This window comes from Aeromonas sp. ZOR0001 (assembly GCF_000801015.1).
In the GTDB taxonomy this organism is placed as follows: Bacteria; Pseudomonadota; Gammaproteobacteria; order Enterobacterales; family Aeromonadaceae; genus Aeromonas; species Aeromonas veronii.
This window is the reverse complement of the sequence record NZ_JRJY01000033.1, coordinates 182,136-194,906: the sequence shown is the minus strand read 5'-3', so window position 1 is coordinate 194,906 and position 12,771 is coordinate 182,136. Positions and strand designations below refer to the sequence as shown.

General features: G+C 61.6%; 13 protein-coding genes. 2 read left to right on the top strand and 11 right to left on the bottom strand.

Annotation, left to right across the window (positions count from 1 at the left end; translation table 11 throughout):
* Positions 1–23: 23 nt before the first annotated feature.
* The 8 genes from L972_RS04055 to L972_RS04020 form a co-directional block, all read right to left on the bottom strand.
* Positions 24–926, bottom strand: a complete 903-nt coding sequence (locus tag L972_RS04055; RefSeq protein WP_047435948.1) for an ROK family protein — start codon at positions 924–926, stop codon at positions 24–26.
* Positions 927–1,034: 108 nt separating this feature from the next.
* Complete coding sequence (locus L972_RS04050; RefSeq protein WP_005338408.1) at positions 1,035–1,541, bottom strand: GNAT family N-acetyltransferase; 507 nt, start codon at positions 1,539–1,541, stop codon at positions 1,035–1,037.
* Positions 1,529–2,335, bottom strand: a complete 807-nt coding sequence (locus L972_RS04045) for a M48 family metallopeptidase (protein ID WP_047435942.1) — start codon at positions 2,333–2,335, stop codon at positions 1,529–1,531. The genes L972_RS04050 and L972_RS04045 overlap by 13 nt, the downstream gene beginning before the upstream one ends.
* Positions 2,336–2,516: 181 nt before the next feature.
* Positions 2,517–3,491, bottom strand: coding sequence for a PstS family phosphate ABC transporter substrate-binding protein (locus L972_RS04040; RefSeq protein WP_005338411.1), 975 nt, complete (start codon positions 3,489–3,491; stop codon positions 2,517–2,519).
* Positions 3,492–3,669: 178 nt separating this feature from the next.
* Positions 3,670–4,965 carry a phosphate regulon sensor histidine kinase PhoR gene (gene phoR / locus L972_RS04035; protein ID WP_005338413.1) on the bottom strand — a complete coding sequence of 432 codons (1,296 nt, stop codon included), beginning with the start codon at positions 4,963–4,965 and terminating at the stop codon, positions 3,670–3,672.
* An 8-nt stretch (positions 4,966–4,973) separates the two neighbouring features.
* Entirely contained in the window at positions 4,974–5,663 is a 690-nt protein-coding gene (gene phoB, locus L972_RS04030) for a phosphate regulon transcriptional regulator PhoB (protein WP_005338414.1), read from the bottom strand.
* Positions 5,664–5,764: 101 nt separating this feature from the next.
* On the bottom strand, positions 5,765–6,193 hold the full coding sequence (locus L972_RS04025; RefSeq protein WP_047435791.1) for a VOC family protein: 429 nt from the start codon (positions 6,191–6,193) through the stop codon (positions 5,765–5,767).
* A gap of 129 nt (positions 6,194–6,322) precedes the next feature.
* Positions 6,323–8,002, bottom strand: coding sequence for a sigma-54-dependent Fis family transcriptional regulator (locus L972_RS04020; protein WP_047435789.1), 1,680 nt, complete (start codon positions 8,000–8,002; stop codon positions 6,323–6,325).
* 236 nt (positions 8,003–8,238) lie between these two features.
* Here L972_RS04020 and exaC point away from each other — a divergent pair, with 236 nt between their 5' ends.
* Positions 8,239–9,756, top strand: a complete 1,518-nt coding sequence (exaC, locus tag L972_RS04015) for an acetaldehyde dehydrogenase ExaC (RefSeq protein WP_047435786.1) — start codon at positions 8,239–8,241, stop codon at positions 9,754–9,756.
* A gap of 79 nt (positions 9,757–9,835) precedes the next feature.
* Here exaC and L972_RS04010 read toward each other — a convergent pair whose 3' ends face one another.
* Positions 9,836–10,621, bottom strand: a complete 786-nt coding sequence (locus tag L972_RS04010; RefSeq protein WP_047435783.1) for a helix-turn-helix transcriptional regulator — start codon at positions 10,619–10,621, stop codon at positions 9,836–9,838.
* A 233-nt stretch (positions 10,622–10,854) separates the two neighbouring features.
* Between L972_RS04010 and L972_RS04005 the strand changes: the two genes are divergently transcribed.
* Positions 10,855–11,754 (top strand): DMT family transporter, encoded by a 900-nt coding sequence (locus L972_RS04005; RefSeq protein WP_047435780.1) that lies wholly within the window; start codon positions 10,855–10,857, stop codon positions 11,752–11,754.
* Positions 11,755–11,830: 76 nt separating this feature from the next.
* On the opposite strand, the gene L972_RS04000 is transcribed toward L972_RS04005, so the two are convergent.
* Both L972_RS04000 and L972_RS03995 read right to left on the bottom strand, forming a co-directional pair.
* Positions 11,831–12,526 carry a response regulator gene (locus L972_RS04000; protein ID WP_047435778.1) on the bottom strand — a complete coding sequence of 232 codons (696 nt, stop codon included), beginning with the start codon at positions 12,524–12,526 and terminating at the stop codon, positions 11,831–11,833.
* A 3-nt stretch (positions 12,527–12,529) separates the two neighbouring features.
* Positions 12,530–12,771: ATP-binding protein (locus L972_RS03995; protein ID WP_047435776.1), on the bottom strand; the 242-nt coding region annotated here is incomplete at its 5' end.

Below are 12,771 nucleotides of genomic sequence, written 5' to 3'. Positions count from 1 at the left end.
GAGATCAGACCCCACATCTGATCTCATAGATTGAGCAAGGCTGCGCCGCGCACACCACCGGCACCGCCGAAGCGGGCCTGGCGGATCTCGGGCAGGGCGACCCCGGGCAGCAAGTGACCGGGCAGACGCAGCGGCAGCTGTTCATAGAGGGTGGGCAGGCCGCTCAGGCCACCCCCCAACACCACCACCTCGGGATCAATCACCGAAATGGCGGTGGCAAGCCCGGCGGCCATGATCTCCAGCCAGCAGTCGACCGTCTCGACCGCATGGGGTTCATGGGCCTCGAAGCGTCCCACAATCTGGTGACCCGTGGCGCGCTGGCCATGGAAATGGTGATAGAGACGCTCCAGACCGGTGCCAGAGGCATAGGTTTCAAAACAGACCAGACGGCCGCAGCCGCAACGGGGACGGGGCAACTCGGGGTACTTCATCAGCATGGTCGCGGGCAAGGGGTAGTGACCAATCTCGCCAGCCAGCCAGTTGCGCCCCTGAATAAGCTTGCCCGCCAGATAGACGGCGCCGCCGATGCCGGTGCCGATGGTGACGCCGAGCGCACTGCCTGCACCGTCGGCTGCCCCTTGATGCACTTCGGACCAGAGGAAGCAGTTGGCGTCGTTATCCACCTTGACCGGCCGCTCCAGCAGCTCGGCCAGATCGGCGCCCAGATGGCGACCATTGATGGAGGGCAGATTGGCCGCCACTATGCTGTGATCCTGGCTGTTGATGACACCGGGGAAACCAATGCCGACCGAGCCTCGTGCGCCGAAGCGGGCATCCGCCTGCTCGACCCGGGAGCGGATCAGCTGCTGCAGCCCCTCATAATCGTTGCCCGGGGTGCTCATGCGCTCCTCGTGGCAGAGGTTCAATGCACCGTCATAGACCGCAAAAGCGATCTTGGTGCCACCGATATCAAAGCCGTAATACATGCCAGCACTCCCTTGTCAGCCCGTGTTTATCCAACTCTGTTTCAAGGGGGACATTGTATTAATTCGCAAAAAAAATAAAGTGACCGGGGGCGAAAAACGGGAGAGTGATCAGAGCAAACGGCTCATTTGTCGCTGCAGGCAGGGCTGCCCGAGGCTTATCAGGGTGCGCTCCTCGCCATCAAAAACGAAGCCACGGCGCAGGTAGAACCCCTCGCCGATGTGGTTGCCATCGAGCAGCCACAATTTGACGCTATGGCAACCGGCGCGGCGCATCTGCATCGCCACCGCCTGCCATAGCCGTTTGCCATAACCTTGTCGCCAGTGGTCGGGATGGAGGTAAAAAGCGCGGATCAGGGCATGGCTCTGTCCCGCTTCCTGCTGTGGTTGCCAGTAGAGCAGGCCAATCACCACCTCGTCGAGACAAAGCAGCATGGGCCTTGGGCCCGGCTCGGCCAGACGGCTCTGCCAAATCTGCAGATGGGCGGTGACGTCCAGCTGCTCCAGCAGGTCGGCACCGAGCACCTGGCCATAGGCAGCGAGCCAGCTGGCTCGCTGCATCACCGTCATGGCGGCGGCATCGTCGCTGCGCGCCATGCGCAGGCTTATGCCTTGCATTGGGGCACCAGACCGTTGGCGCGGGCCTGCTCATAGAGCGGCAACACTTGCGCCTGTTGCGCCTGCAACTCGGCGATCCGGTTCTCGTTGCTCGGGTGGGTGGAGAGCAGTTGCGGCGGGGTGTTGCCACCGGCGGCGGCACTCATGTTTTGCCACAGGGGGATTGCCTCGGCCGGATTGAACCCGGCGCGCGCCATCAGCTCAAGCCCCAGCCGATCCGCTTCGCTCTCCTGAGTTCGGCCATAGGGCAACATCACCCCCACCTCGACCCCGAGGCCAAGGGCGGCCATGGTGGCGCCGCGGTACTCGCTGGTGCCCATGGCAATGTCGGCAGCCGCCAGACCGATCCCCGCCAGCTGGCTGCGCGAGAGTCGCTCGTTGGAGTGCTGGGCCAGTACGTGAGTCAGCTCGTGACCGATAACGGTCGCCAGCTGATCCTGATTCTTGGCCACCTTGAGCAGACCGCTGTAGACACCAATCTTGCCGCCGGGCAGGGCGAAGGCGTTGACCTGTTTGGAGTCAAACACCACCACTTCCCAGTTGGTGATGCCATAGCTGGCCGGCACCTGGGCGGTCACAGCCTTGGAGACACAGGAGACATAGGCGTTGAGTTTGGCATCCTTGCTCACCTTCTCCTGCTTCTTCATCTGCTCGAAGGAGTCGGCGCCCAGCTGGTTCATCTGCTGGGGAGAGTAGAGCAGCATCTGGCTGCGGCCGGTCGGCGACTGGGCGCAGGCGACCAGCAGGGAACTACAGAGGGCTACCAGGCCAAACTTGGAGAGGGACGCAATCATGAAGGGATCCTTTGCCATAACGTTGCCCTATTCTCGGAAATGCCGCCCTGCTACGCAAGGGAGCCAGCCCCCGGCTGGCGGAAAAATATCCATCCTGCGCTATTAACAAAACTGACAGCCGCCAAAAACAAAACGAGCCCGCTTGGGGCTCGTTTTATCAGGGCATGCTGACTGCAGGCAGTTACATGATACCCAGCTTTTTCAGGTCAGCCTGTACCACCTTGGCCGGCACCGGCACGTAGCCATCTTTGGCAACGATGTTCTGGCCTGCTTTGGAGAGCATCATCTTGACGAACTCTTGCTCCATCGGGGAGAGCGGCTTGTTCGGATGCTTGTTCACGTAAACGTACAGGAAGCGTGACAGCGGATACTTGCCGGTGATGGCGTTATCGGAGGTCGCTTCGATGAAGGTCTTGCCATCCTTGGAGAGCGGTACTGCACGCACGCCGGAGGTGACATAACCGATACCGGAATAGCCGATGCCGTTCAGGGAGGCAGAGACAGACTGCACCACGGAGGCAGAACCCGGCTGCTCGTTCACGCCGCTCTTGAAGTCGCCGTTACACAGGGCGTGCTCCTTGAAGTAACCGTAGGTACCGGATACGGAGTTGCGACCGAACAGTTGCAGATCCTTAGAGGACCAGTTGCCGTCCAGACCCAGATCAGACCACTTGGTGGCAGCCTTGGCTTCGCCGCACTTCAGGGTGCTGGAGAAGATGGCGTCGATCTGCGGCATGGTCAGCCCCTTGATGGGGTTGTCCTTGTTGACGAACACAGCCAGGGCATCGACTGCAACGCGGATGGCAGTCGGCTTGTAGCCGTAACGCTTCTCGAATGCTTCCTCTTCACCGGCCTTCATGGCACGGCTCATCGGGCCGAACTGGGCAACACCTTCGGTCAGGGCAGTCGGGGCGGTAGAAGAACCGGCGGCCTGGATCTGCACGTTGACGTTGGGGTACAAACGCTTAAATTCTTCGGCCCACAGGGTCATCATGTTGGCCAGGGTGTCCGAGCCGACAGAGGACAGGTTGCCCGAAATGCCGCTGGTCGGTGTGTAATCCGGCAGGTCTTTATCCACACCGGCAGCCAGGGCGCTGACAGAAAACAGGGTTGCTGCGGTGAATCCGATTACACCAGCCAGTTTGTTGAGTTTCATCCAATCTCTCCAAAGTTACAGAAGGTCCGTTCTTAAGACGGCGCCAGTATCTGACCTGGCAGTGACAAATTTATGGATTTAATGTGACACTTTAATGACATGGCGACAGATTTGAACAAATGAAAAGAGGGCCCGTTCAAAGGCCCTCTTTTTGCAGCTAACCCATTGCCATAAAAGACTATTTAATCACCACCATGCGACTCGGAATGAGAAAGCTGAAGCGGCTGCCAAGGCCGACCCGGCTCTCGATATCGAGCTGGCAGTCGTGATGACTGAGGGCATGCTTGACGATGGCAAGGCCCAAGCCTGAACCGCCGGTGTGGCGCGAGCGTGCCTTGTCGACCCGATAGAACCGCTCGGTCAGCCGCGCCAGATGCTCGGGGGCAATCCCCTCCCCTTCATCGCTCACGGCAAACAGCGCCATCGCCCCCTGCTTGCGCCACTCCACGGTAATTTTTCGCCCCGCCGGGGTGTAGTGGATGGCGTTATAGACCAGGTTGGAGACGGCACTGCGCAGCTGCTCCTGATCCCCGCGCACCAGCAAATTGGGCTGCACCACAAATTCGAGCTGGTGGGCCCGTTCGCCCGAGAGCGCTCGCGCCTCCTGCTCCAGCAGCCCCAGCATGGCAGGCATGTCCACCAGATGGGAGAGATCCACGGTCGGAGCCGCCTCGATACGGGAGAGGGTGAGCAGCTGATTGACCAGATTATCCATCCGGATGGTCTGCTCCATCATCACCCGATGCGCCTTGGCCCACATGGCGGGCGGGGGCGGCTCCTCGGTCATCTCCAGATAGCCCTTGAGCACGGTCAGCGGGGTACGCAGCTCGTGGGAGACGTTGGAAACGAAGTGCTTGCGGGTCTTCTCGAGACTGCGCAAGCGGGTGACATCCCGCACCACCAGCATCGCCTGATCCGAGGCGTAGGGCATGATGCGAAACTCGAGAAACTTCTCCTCGTTGACCGGGGAGTGCATCTCGAGGGGCTCGTCATATGCCCCCTTGCCCAGATAGGCGTTAAAGGCCGGATTGCGAATGAGGTTACCGATATGCTGGCCGGCATCCTCCGGCCAGCGAAAGCCGAGCAGTTGCTCCGCCAGCCGGTTGCACCAGAGGATGCTGCCATCGGTGCGAAATACCACGGCGGCATCGGGCAGCGCCTCGGCACCCTCCCGGAAGCGGCGGATCAGCCCCGCCAGCTCGCGGCGACGGGCGCGGTGACGCTGCTGCAACTTGTAGATACCGTTGAAGATGTACTCCCAGCTGCCATTGCCGCTGGGGGGCACCAGGCTGCGGTCGTGCCACAGCCAGTCAGAGAGCCGCTTCTGGAAGCGATAGTGCCAGCCCAGATGCAACACGGCCGCCACCAACAGGCAGAGGGCAAGATGATCAATCAACCAGCCAACCAATGCGAAGGGGGCGTAAAAAAACGCCATTCGCCACAACTGTCGCCGCCAGGCGTAAGGTTGCAACATAACTGCCTCTAGAGACGGGTTGAGAAGCGGTATCCGGCTCCACGCACCGTCTGGATCAATCTGTCGTGCCCTGTCTCTTCAATCGCCTTGCGCAGGCGACGAATATGCACATCTACGGTTCTGTCCTCGACGTACACATTGGTACCCCAGACATTGTTGAGCAGCTGTTCACGGCTGTAGACCCGCTCGGGGTGAGTCATGAAGAAGTGAAGCAGCTTGAATTCGGTCGGCCCCATGTCGAGCGCCTTCTCTTCGGCACTGACCCGGTGGGAGACAGGATCGAGTTTCAGCCCCTGCACCTCGATCACCTCGTCTACCGAGGTGGGCGACACGCGGCGCATCACCGCATGGAGGCGAGCGGTCAACTCCTTGGGCGAGAACGGCTTGGTGATGTAGTCGTCGGCACCGGCCTCCAGACCACGCACCTTGTCCTCCTCTTCACCGCGAGCGGTGAGCATCACCACCGGGATCTGGCGCGTCACCTCATCCTGCTTGAGCTGCTTGATAAACTGGATGCCACTGCCGCCCGGCATCATCCAGTCGAGCACGATGAGTTCGGGGTAGGGTTCGCGCACCTTCGCCAGTCCATCGGCGTAATCTTCCGCTTCAATCGTCTCATATCCCTTCTGCTCCAACACGAAGCAGAGCATTTCGCGGATCGGTGCTTCGTCCTCGACCACCAGAATTCGCTTAGCCATTCCCTTCTCTCTCCTCTGTGAAGATGGGTGCGCCAATTATTAGAATTTTCTGTGACACTTTTATGACTTTATGACAGGCGGGATGATAAACGTTTTCAGATTCAGTTGGCAGCAGTACGTTGCAACAAGTCCCACCGGTTGCCGCTGATATCCTCAAATACCACCACGGTGCCATATGGTTCATCGCGAGGCTGTTCACAAAAATGAACACCGTACGCCTGCATGCGCTGGTAATCCCCCCAGAAATCAGTGGTCTCGAGGAACAGAAATACCCGGCCACCGCCCTGCTGGCCGATGGCGGCCTGCTGCTGCGCATTGGCCGCTTTCGCCAGCAGCAGTGCAGAACCGGAGGCACCTTTGGGGGCAACCCGCACCCAGCGCTTGCCCGGTTTGCCCGGTTTGCCCGGTTTGCCCGGTTCATCGAGCCGAGTGTCTTCCAGGAGCGCAAAGCCAAGTCCCTCGGTAAAAAAGCGAATGGCCTGATCGTAATCAGCCACCAGCAGGGTCAGCGCCCCTATGTGTTGTGACATGGCAGAAAATCCTCAACGGATGAGTCAACGGGCGCAATGCCCCGGCCAGGGCGCATCATAGCGGCTGGACGGGCAGGGCTCCAGCCGTCATCTGCTGCTTGAAAACAACCGGTGAGAGGAATCGAAAATTCAGGGCGCCTCACGCAGCGCCCGGTAGAGGGTGGTGCGACTGATGCCGAGCTGGCGCGCCGCCTCGCTCACGTTGCCCCCGCACGCCGCCAGCGTTTGCTGTACCTGCCGCCGGTTTTTTTCACGCAAGCTGGTCGCCTCCCCCATCGGCAAGACGCCGGGCTCTGTGGCCACACTGGGCAGATGCAGGTGGGCGGGTTCTATCCAACCCAACCCCTCTGCCAGCACACAGGCCACTTCCAGTGCCTGCTTGAGCTGGCGCACGTTGCCGGGCAGCGGATGGGCCAGCAGTTGTTGCTCCGCATCGCGGGTCAGACGCAGGGTCGGATCCATCTCCGCCAACAGTCGCTGGATCAGCTCCAGACGCTCAACGGCAGGCCAACGGCGCAGCGGCATCAGCTGCTGGCGCCAGCCGCAGATCCGGTAATAGAGGTCTTCGCGAAATGCGCCACTCTGCACCATGGCCGCCAGATCCCGGTGGCTGGCACTGACCAGCCAGAAATTCACCGCCTCCGGCTTGTGACTGCCAACCGGCGTCACGCTGCGTTCCTGCAATACCCGCAGCAGTCGGGTTTGAGCCTGCAGCGGCAGTTCGCCAATTTCATCGAGCATCAGCATGCCGCCATGGGCTGCACGCAGATAACCCTGACTGCCCTGGCTGCGGGCACCGCTGAAGGCCCCGCCCACATAGCCAAACAGCTCGGCTTCCACCAGATCTGCTGGCAACGCGCCACAGTTGACGCACACCAGTGGCTGATCCCGCCGACTCGACGCTCGGTGCAGGGCCCGCACCAGATGCTCCTTGCCGCTGCCGGTCTCCCCCTCGATAAGCAGCGAAATGCCGCGCTCCAGCATCTTGAGCGGCACCTGCTGCGGATGTGGCACCGGGCTTGAGTGACCAGGCAGCACGGCGCAGGAAGAGGTCACGTCCGCTTCTGGCACCAGCCGCAAGCCACGCCCCTCGCGCAGCAGTTGCCTGCCATCGAAAGGGTGCTGGCCGAGCCAGAGTCGACCTGCCCGGTTGGCGCCGAGCAGTTCCCCCTCCTCTCCCAGCAACAGGCGAGCGGACCAGAGGCTCTGGGGATCGAGATCCACCAGCCAGCCCGGCTGACGCGCCAGCAGTGCGTTTTCGAGGGTCATTGCCAGCAGCCGCACCGTGCCCAGCATATCGCCATCGTGATGGGCCGCATCGGTGGAGATATCGAGCACACCCAGCAATTGCCCGTCCGGCCCGAGCAACGGGCAAGCGCTGCAACTGAGGAAGCTGTGCTGGGCGAAGAAGTGCTGATTGCCGAGCACCTGCACTTCGCTCTGCTCGGCCAGCGCGGTACCGATGGCGTTGGTGCCCTTGCTCGCCTCACCCCAGCGGGCGCCACTGCGCAAAAAGATACGCTCGGCATGACGGGCGAAACCCTCATCACCACTGGCGGCCAGAATGGCCCCCTCACCGTCACACAACAACAGGCGACAAGGGCGACCCGCCAGCAACTGGGCAAACAGCGGCAGCACGAAGCGCTGGAAGCAGGCGATCAGCGCCCTGTGCTGCTCCTGACGGGCCGACAGCTCCCCCTGGGGCAGCAAGTCCAGATCGGCACTCTGCTGGCGGCTCAGCCCCTGATGCAGGCAACGCTGCCAGGAACGCTGGATCGGACCGGGACCGGGTTGAAGTGACTCACTCATCACGCCTCCTGTTCACAAACAGCACGACTGTCTCGGCCACTGTCCAGAAACGGTACAGTTTTATCGCAATAGCCGTGGTCATTGGTTAACCAAGATACGCTGCCACACCCCGTTTGGTAACGTTTTTGTAACCTTTTGCCTGCTGGTCAGACCCTTTGGCACGCCCCTTGCGATATCAGCTGGCAACCGGTCTGTCAGCCAGTCCGGTCAGGATCACACACATAAAGGATGATGAGATGATTTATACCGCTCCCGGTCAGGCAGGTGCCCTGGTCAGCTTCAAATCCCGTTACGACAACTTCATCGGCGGTGAGTGGGTGGCTCCTCGCGCCGGCCGCTACTTTGAAAACATCTCGCCGGTGGATGGAAAAGTATTCTGCGAGGTCGCCCGCTCCGACGCCGCCGATATCGAACTGGCGCTGGATGCCGCCCACAAGGCGTTCACCAGCTGGAACAAGACCAGCGTCACCGAGCGCAGCAACCTGTTGCTGCGCATCGCCGATCGCATCGAGCAGAACATCGAGCGACTCGCCATCGCCGAAACCTGGGAGAACGGCAAGGCGGTGCGTGAAACCCTGGCGGCAGACCTGCCGCTGGTGGTGGATCACTTCCGCTACTTCGCTGGCTGCATTCGCGCTCAGGAGGGCTCGGCCGCCGAGCTGGATCAGAACACCGTCAGCTACCACTTCAAGGAGCCCATCGGCGTGGTCGGCCAGATCATCCCGTGGAACTTCCCGCTGCTGATGGCCGCCTGGAAGCTGGCCCCGGTGCTGGCGGCGGGTTGCTGCAGCGTGCTCAAGCCCGCCGAGCAGACCCCGGTCACCATCATGCTGATGATGGATCTCATCAAGGACATCCTGCCCCCCGGCGTAGTCAACGTGGTCAACGGCTTCGGCGCCGAGGCAGGTCAGGCGCTCGCCACCAGCAGCCGGATCCAGAAACTGGCCTTTACCGGTTCGACCGAAGTGGGCGCCCATATCCTTCGCTGCGCAGCCGACAAGCTGATCCCCTCCACCGTGGAGCTGGGGGGCAAGTCCCCCAATATCTACTTCGCCGACGTGATGCAGCACGAGAGCAGCTACATCGACAAGGCGGTAGAAGGGATGCTGATGACCTTCTTCAATCAGGGGGAAGTGTGTACCTGCCCCTCCCGCGCGCTGGTGCAGGCCAGCATCTATGACGACTTCATGGACCGGGTGCTGGCCCGTGCTCGCACCATAGTGCAGGGCAACCCCCTCGATACCGCCACTCAGGTGGGGGCGCAGGCGTCTCGCGAGCAGTTCGACAAGATCCTGGGCTACATGGAGATCGGCCGCGGCGAAGGGGCCAAGATGCTGATCGGCGGCGGCCCGGCCAAGGTGAGCGGACTGGAGGGGGGATTCTACATCCAGCCCACCATCTTCTCCGGCCAGAACAAGATGCGGGTGTTCCAGGAGGAGATCTTCGGGCCGGCGCTCGGGGTCACCACCTTCAAGGACGAGGCGGATGCTCTGGCCATTGCCAACGACACCCAGTACGGGTTGGGGGCAGGCCTGTGGACCCGTGACAGCAATCTGGCCTGGCGCATGGGGCGTGGCATTCAGGCTGGCCGGGTCTGGGTCAACTGCTACCACGCCTACCCGGCACACGCCGCCTTTGGCGGTTACAAAAAGTCGGGGATCGGCCGCGAGACCCACAAGATGATGCTGGACCACTACCAGAACACCAAGAACCTGTTGGTGAGTCACGACATCAACCCGCTCGGCTTCTTCTAGCGCAAGCAGATGTCATCAGAAAGGGCGCCTGCGGCGCCCTTCTTGTTTTGCTTCATCAGATGACATGTCCGGCGATTTGTTATCGGGCTGACTGTAGGCGATAACGCTGGGGGGAGCAGCCCAGCTCCCGGTTGAACATGGCGATAAAGGCCGAGGTGGAGCCGTAACCTAGCCGCCAGCTGATCTCCTGAATGGGCATGTCCCCCTTGAGCCAGGCAAGCGCCTTGAGCAGCCGCAGCCGCGCCCGCCACTGACCGAAACTCATCCCCAACTCCCGCAGGCAGCGCCGCGCCAGGGTGCGCTCTGTGGTGTGCAGTTGTCCGGCCCACTGAGCCAGAGTACGGGGATCGGCAGGATCGCTGTGCAACGCCGCCAGCATGGGAGCCAGCAGCTTGCCCTGACTCATCGGCAGGTAACTCTCCTGACAGCGGGTGCGCGCCAGTCGCTCCACCAGTAACTCGGCCTGACGCTGATCCCACTCATCCGCCATATGGCTTACCCGCCGTTCGCGAAAATCGCTCAGCAGGGCGCGAATAAGTGGGGTGAGCAGCAGCAATCTGGGCTCTGGCGGCAGCTTGGCCGCCAGCTCGTGGCTGACGTAGATGGAGGTGTAGTCGAGGGTCTGCTCGTTGTAGGAGGTGTGGTCGAGACCCGCCGGTACCCAGATCAGGTAGTCGGCAGGGGCCACCAGTCGCTGATCCCCCAGCTCTATCTCCATGATCCCCAGACTGATCATGTTGAGCTGTCCCCAGGGGTGGGAGTGCAGCACGGTCGCGCTGTCGGCCAGCATCTGCTGGTAACTGAAATAGAGCGGATTGGGAGCGGGCAGAACGACATCTACCGGCTGAAACTGGTGAGTGGCCATCAGCGCCCCTTGTCAGCGAGAGAGAGGAGCAGGCGTGATACAGCGCCCTGTTGGCTCGGTCTCCGGCACAGGTCAAAAGCAGCCATCAGTTGCGGGCAGACGCAGCCCGTGTGGGCCGGAATAAGGTGCATCAGAAAGAGTTGTCTTTTCTGCTGGGTCATCTGTCTGTTTTACGCTACTTGATAATATAAAGACAAGGTTAGACTTGGCCCCCTGTTAATAAGGAGCCTCTGATGCGAATCTTTTCCCCTCTTCTCTTTCCGCTGATGGCTGTGCTGATCTGGGCTACCAATACCGTGGTGTCCAAGGCGGCCGCCAGCGTGCTCGACCCCGCGGCTATCTCCTTCTATCGCTGGGTGATCGCCGCTCTGGCACTGACCCCCTTCTGCCTGCCGCAGCTGTGGCGCCGCCGTAGCGAGGTTCGCCCCTGGCTCGGCAAGCTGCTGGTGCTGGCGGCCCTCGGTATGGTGCTCTACCAGTGCCTCGCCTATTACGCCGCCCACAGCACCTCGGCTACCAATATGGGGGTGATCGGCTCCCTCATTCCGCTGCTTACCCTGTTGCAAGGGGCGCTCTTCTTCGGCCAGCGTCCCGGCAAACAGGCACTGCTCGGCATGAGTATCTCCCTGTTCGGGGTGCTCTGGCTGCTTGGCAAGGGCGAACCACTGGCCCTGATCCACAACGGCATCAACCCGGGGGATGGCATGATGTTGCTGGGTTCCGCCAGCTACGCCCTTTACGGCCTATTGATCCGCCGCTGGCACCTGCCGTTTGGCCCCTGGCTCAACCTCTACATGCAGATCCTGCTGGCGGTACTGCTGCTGGTGCCGCTCGCTCTCAGCGCCGACTCGATGGCGGTGCCGGCAGAAGGGTGGGGTTTGGTGCTCTTCGCCGGGCTCGCCTCCTCTCTGCTGGCAGCCTACTGCTGGATGCGCGGCCTCGCCTGCATGGGCGCTGAGCGCACCTCGGTCTTTATGAACCTGATGCCGCTCTGTACGGCACTGATCGCCGTCGTCGGTCTGGGTGAACCGATCCACGGCTATCACCTGCTGGGGGGCGGGCTGATCCTGGGCGGGGTGATGGCCTCCCAACTGAAGGGGCGTGCACCGGTAGCCGAACGGGAAGCCGCCTGAGAACAAACATCGTCCTGAAACAACAAGGGAGCCCATGGCTCCCTTGTTGTTTCTGCAATACACGCCAGTGAGCATCTCAACCGGCCCGGCGCCAGCGGTAGCGCCGCTCCGGCCGCCCCCGCTGACCGTAGTTGAGATCTACATCCACCCGATCTTCCGACTCCAGATACTCCAGATAGCGGCGCGCTGTGGTGCGGCTGAGGGAGAGCCGCAGCGCCACCGTGTCGGTGGAGAAGACGTTCTCCGGCTCACCCGCCAGCAGATCCAGCACCTGACGCAGGGTGATGCTGTCGATCCCCTTGGGAGTGACACGCATCTCCTTGATCTGGGAGCGCCCTCCCTTGCCCAGCAGCTTGTCGAGATCTTCCTGCTCCAACCGACCCCGCTCGCAGAGGCGGCTGTGCAGTTGCAGGATCTCGTCCAGACTCTGCTGAATACGAAACAGCCGCAATGGTTTGATGACGTAGTCATGAACCCCCAGATTGAGGGCCTGCTGGATGGTCTCCACATCCCGCGAGGCAGTCACCATGATGACATAGGCTTCGCGGTTGTGGCTGCGCAGGCGGCTCACCCACTCAAGGCCGGAGCCATCGGGCAGGGAGACATCCACCAGCAGCAGTTGGGGCACCACACCGGCCATCATGGCATCGGCCTGGGTCAGGGTGCCGGCCCGCCCCAGCAGGGAGAAACCGGGTGTCGCCGCCACCAGTTCTGACAAGATGGCACCGATCCGATCGTCATCTTCAATAACAAGCGTGATTATTGGGTCCATGGCTCACATTAATTGGTTTTTATTCAAGTAGATACCAAACAGGGTGGTCTGCTCGGCGGTTCGCCGCCATTCTATCACACCCTCGTGCCGACCCACTGTCTCCTTGACCAGAAACAGACCCACCCCGTGATCGCCGCTCTGGCGACTCACTCCATAATCGAACAGATGGTCGGCCAGCTCCTCGTCGACCCCCTCGCCGCTATCCTCCACCTCGATCACCAGCCGCCGCCCCACATCGCACAGGG

Bases quoted from the DNA above. Each gene is read 5' to 3' on its own strand.
- L972_RS04055 (WP_047435948.1), bottom strand. From the start codon at position 926: ATGTATTACGGCTTTGATATCGGTGGCACCAAGATCGCTTTTGCGGTC.
- L972_RS04050 (WP_005338408.1), bottom strand. From the start codon at position 1,541: ATGCAAGGCATAAGCCTGCGCATGGCGCGCAGCGACGATGCCGCCGCC.
- L972_RS04045 (WP_047435942.1), bottom strand. From the start codon at position 2,335: ATGATTGCGTCCCTCTCCAAGTTTGGCCTGGTAGCCCTCTGTAGTTCC.
- L972_RS04040 (WP_005338411.1), bottom strand. From the start codon at position 3,491: ATGAAACTCAACAAACTGGCTGGTGTAATCGGATTCACCGCAGCAACC.
- phoR (WP_005338413.1), bottom strand. From the start codon at position 4,965: ATGTTGCAACCTTACGCCTGGCGGCGACAGTTGTGGCGAATGGCGTTT.
- phoB (WP_005338414.1), bottom strand. From the start codon at position 5,663: ATGGCTAAGCGAATTCTGGTGGTCGAGGACGAAGCACCGATCCGCGAA.
- L972_RS04025 (WP_047435791.1), bottom strand. From the start codon at position 6,193: ATGTCACAACACATAGGGGCGCTGACCCTGCTGGTGGCTGATTACGAT.
- L972_RS04020 (WP_047435789.1), bottom strand. From the start codon at position 8,002: ATGAGTGAGTCACTTCAACCCGGTCCCGGTCCGATCCAGCGTTCCTGG.
- exaC (WP_047435786.1), top strand. From the start codon at position 8,239: ATGATTTATACCGCTCCCGGTCAGGCAGGTGCCCTGGTCAGCTTCAAA.
- L972_RS04010 (WP_047435783.1), bottom strand. From the start codon at position 10,621: ATGGCCACTCACCAGTTTCAGCCGGTAGATGTCGTTCTGCCCGCTCCC.
- L972_RS04005 (WP_047435780.1), top strand. From the start codon at position 10,855: ATGCGAATCTTTTCCCCTCTTCTCTTTCCGCTGATGGCTGTGCTGATC.
- L972_RS04000 (WP_047435778.1), bottom strand. From the start codon at position 12,526: ATGGACCCAATAATCACGCTTGTTATTGAAGATGACGATCGGATCGGT.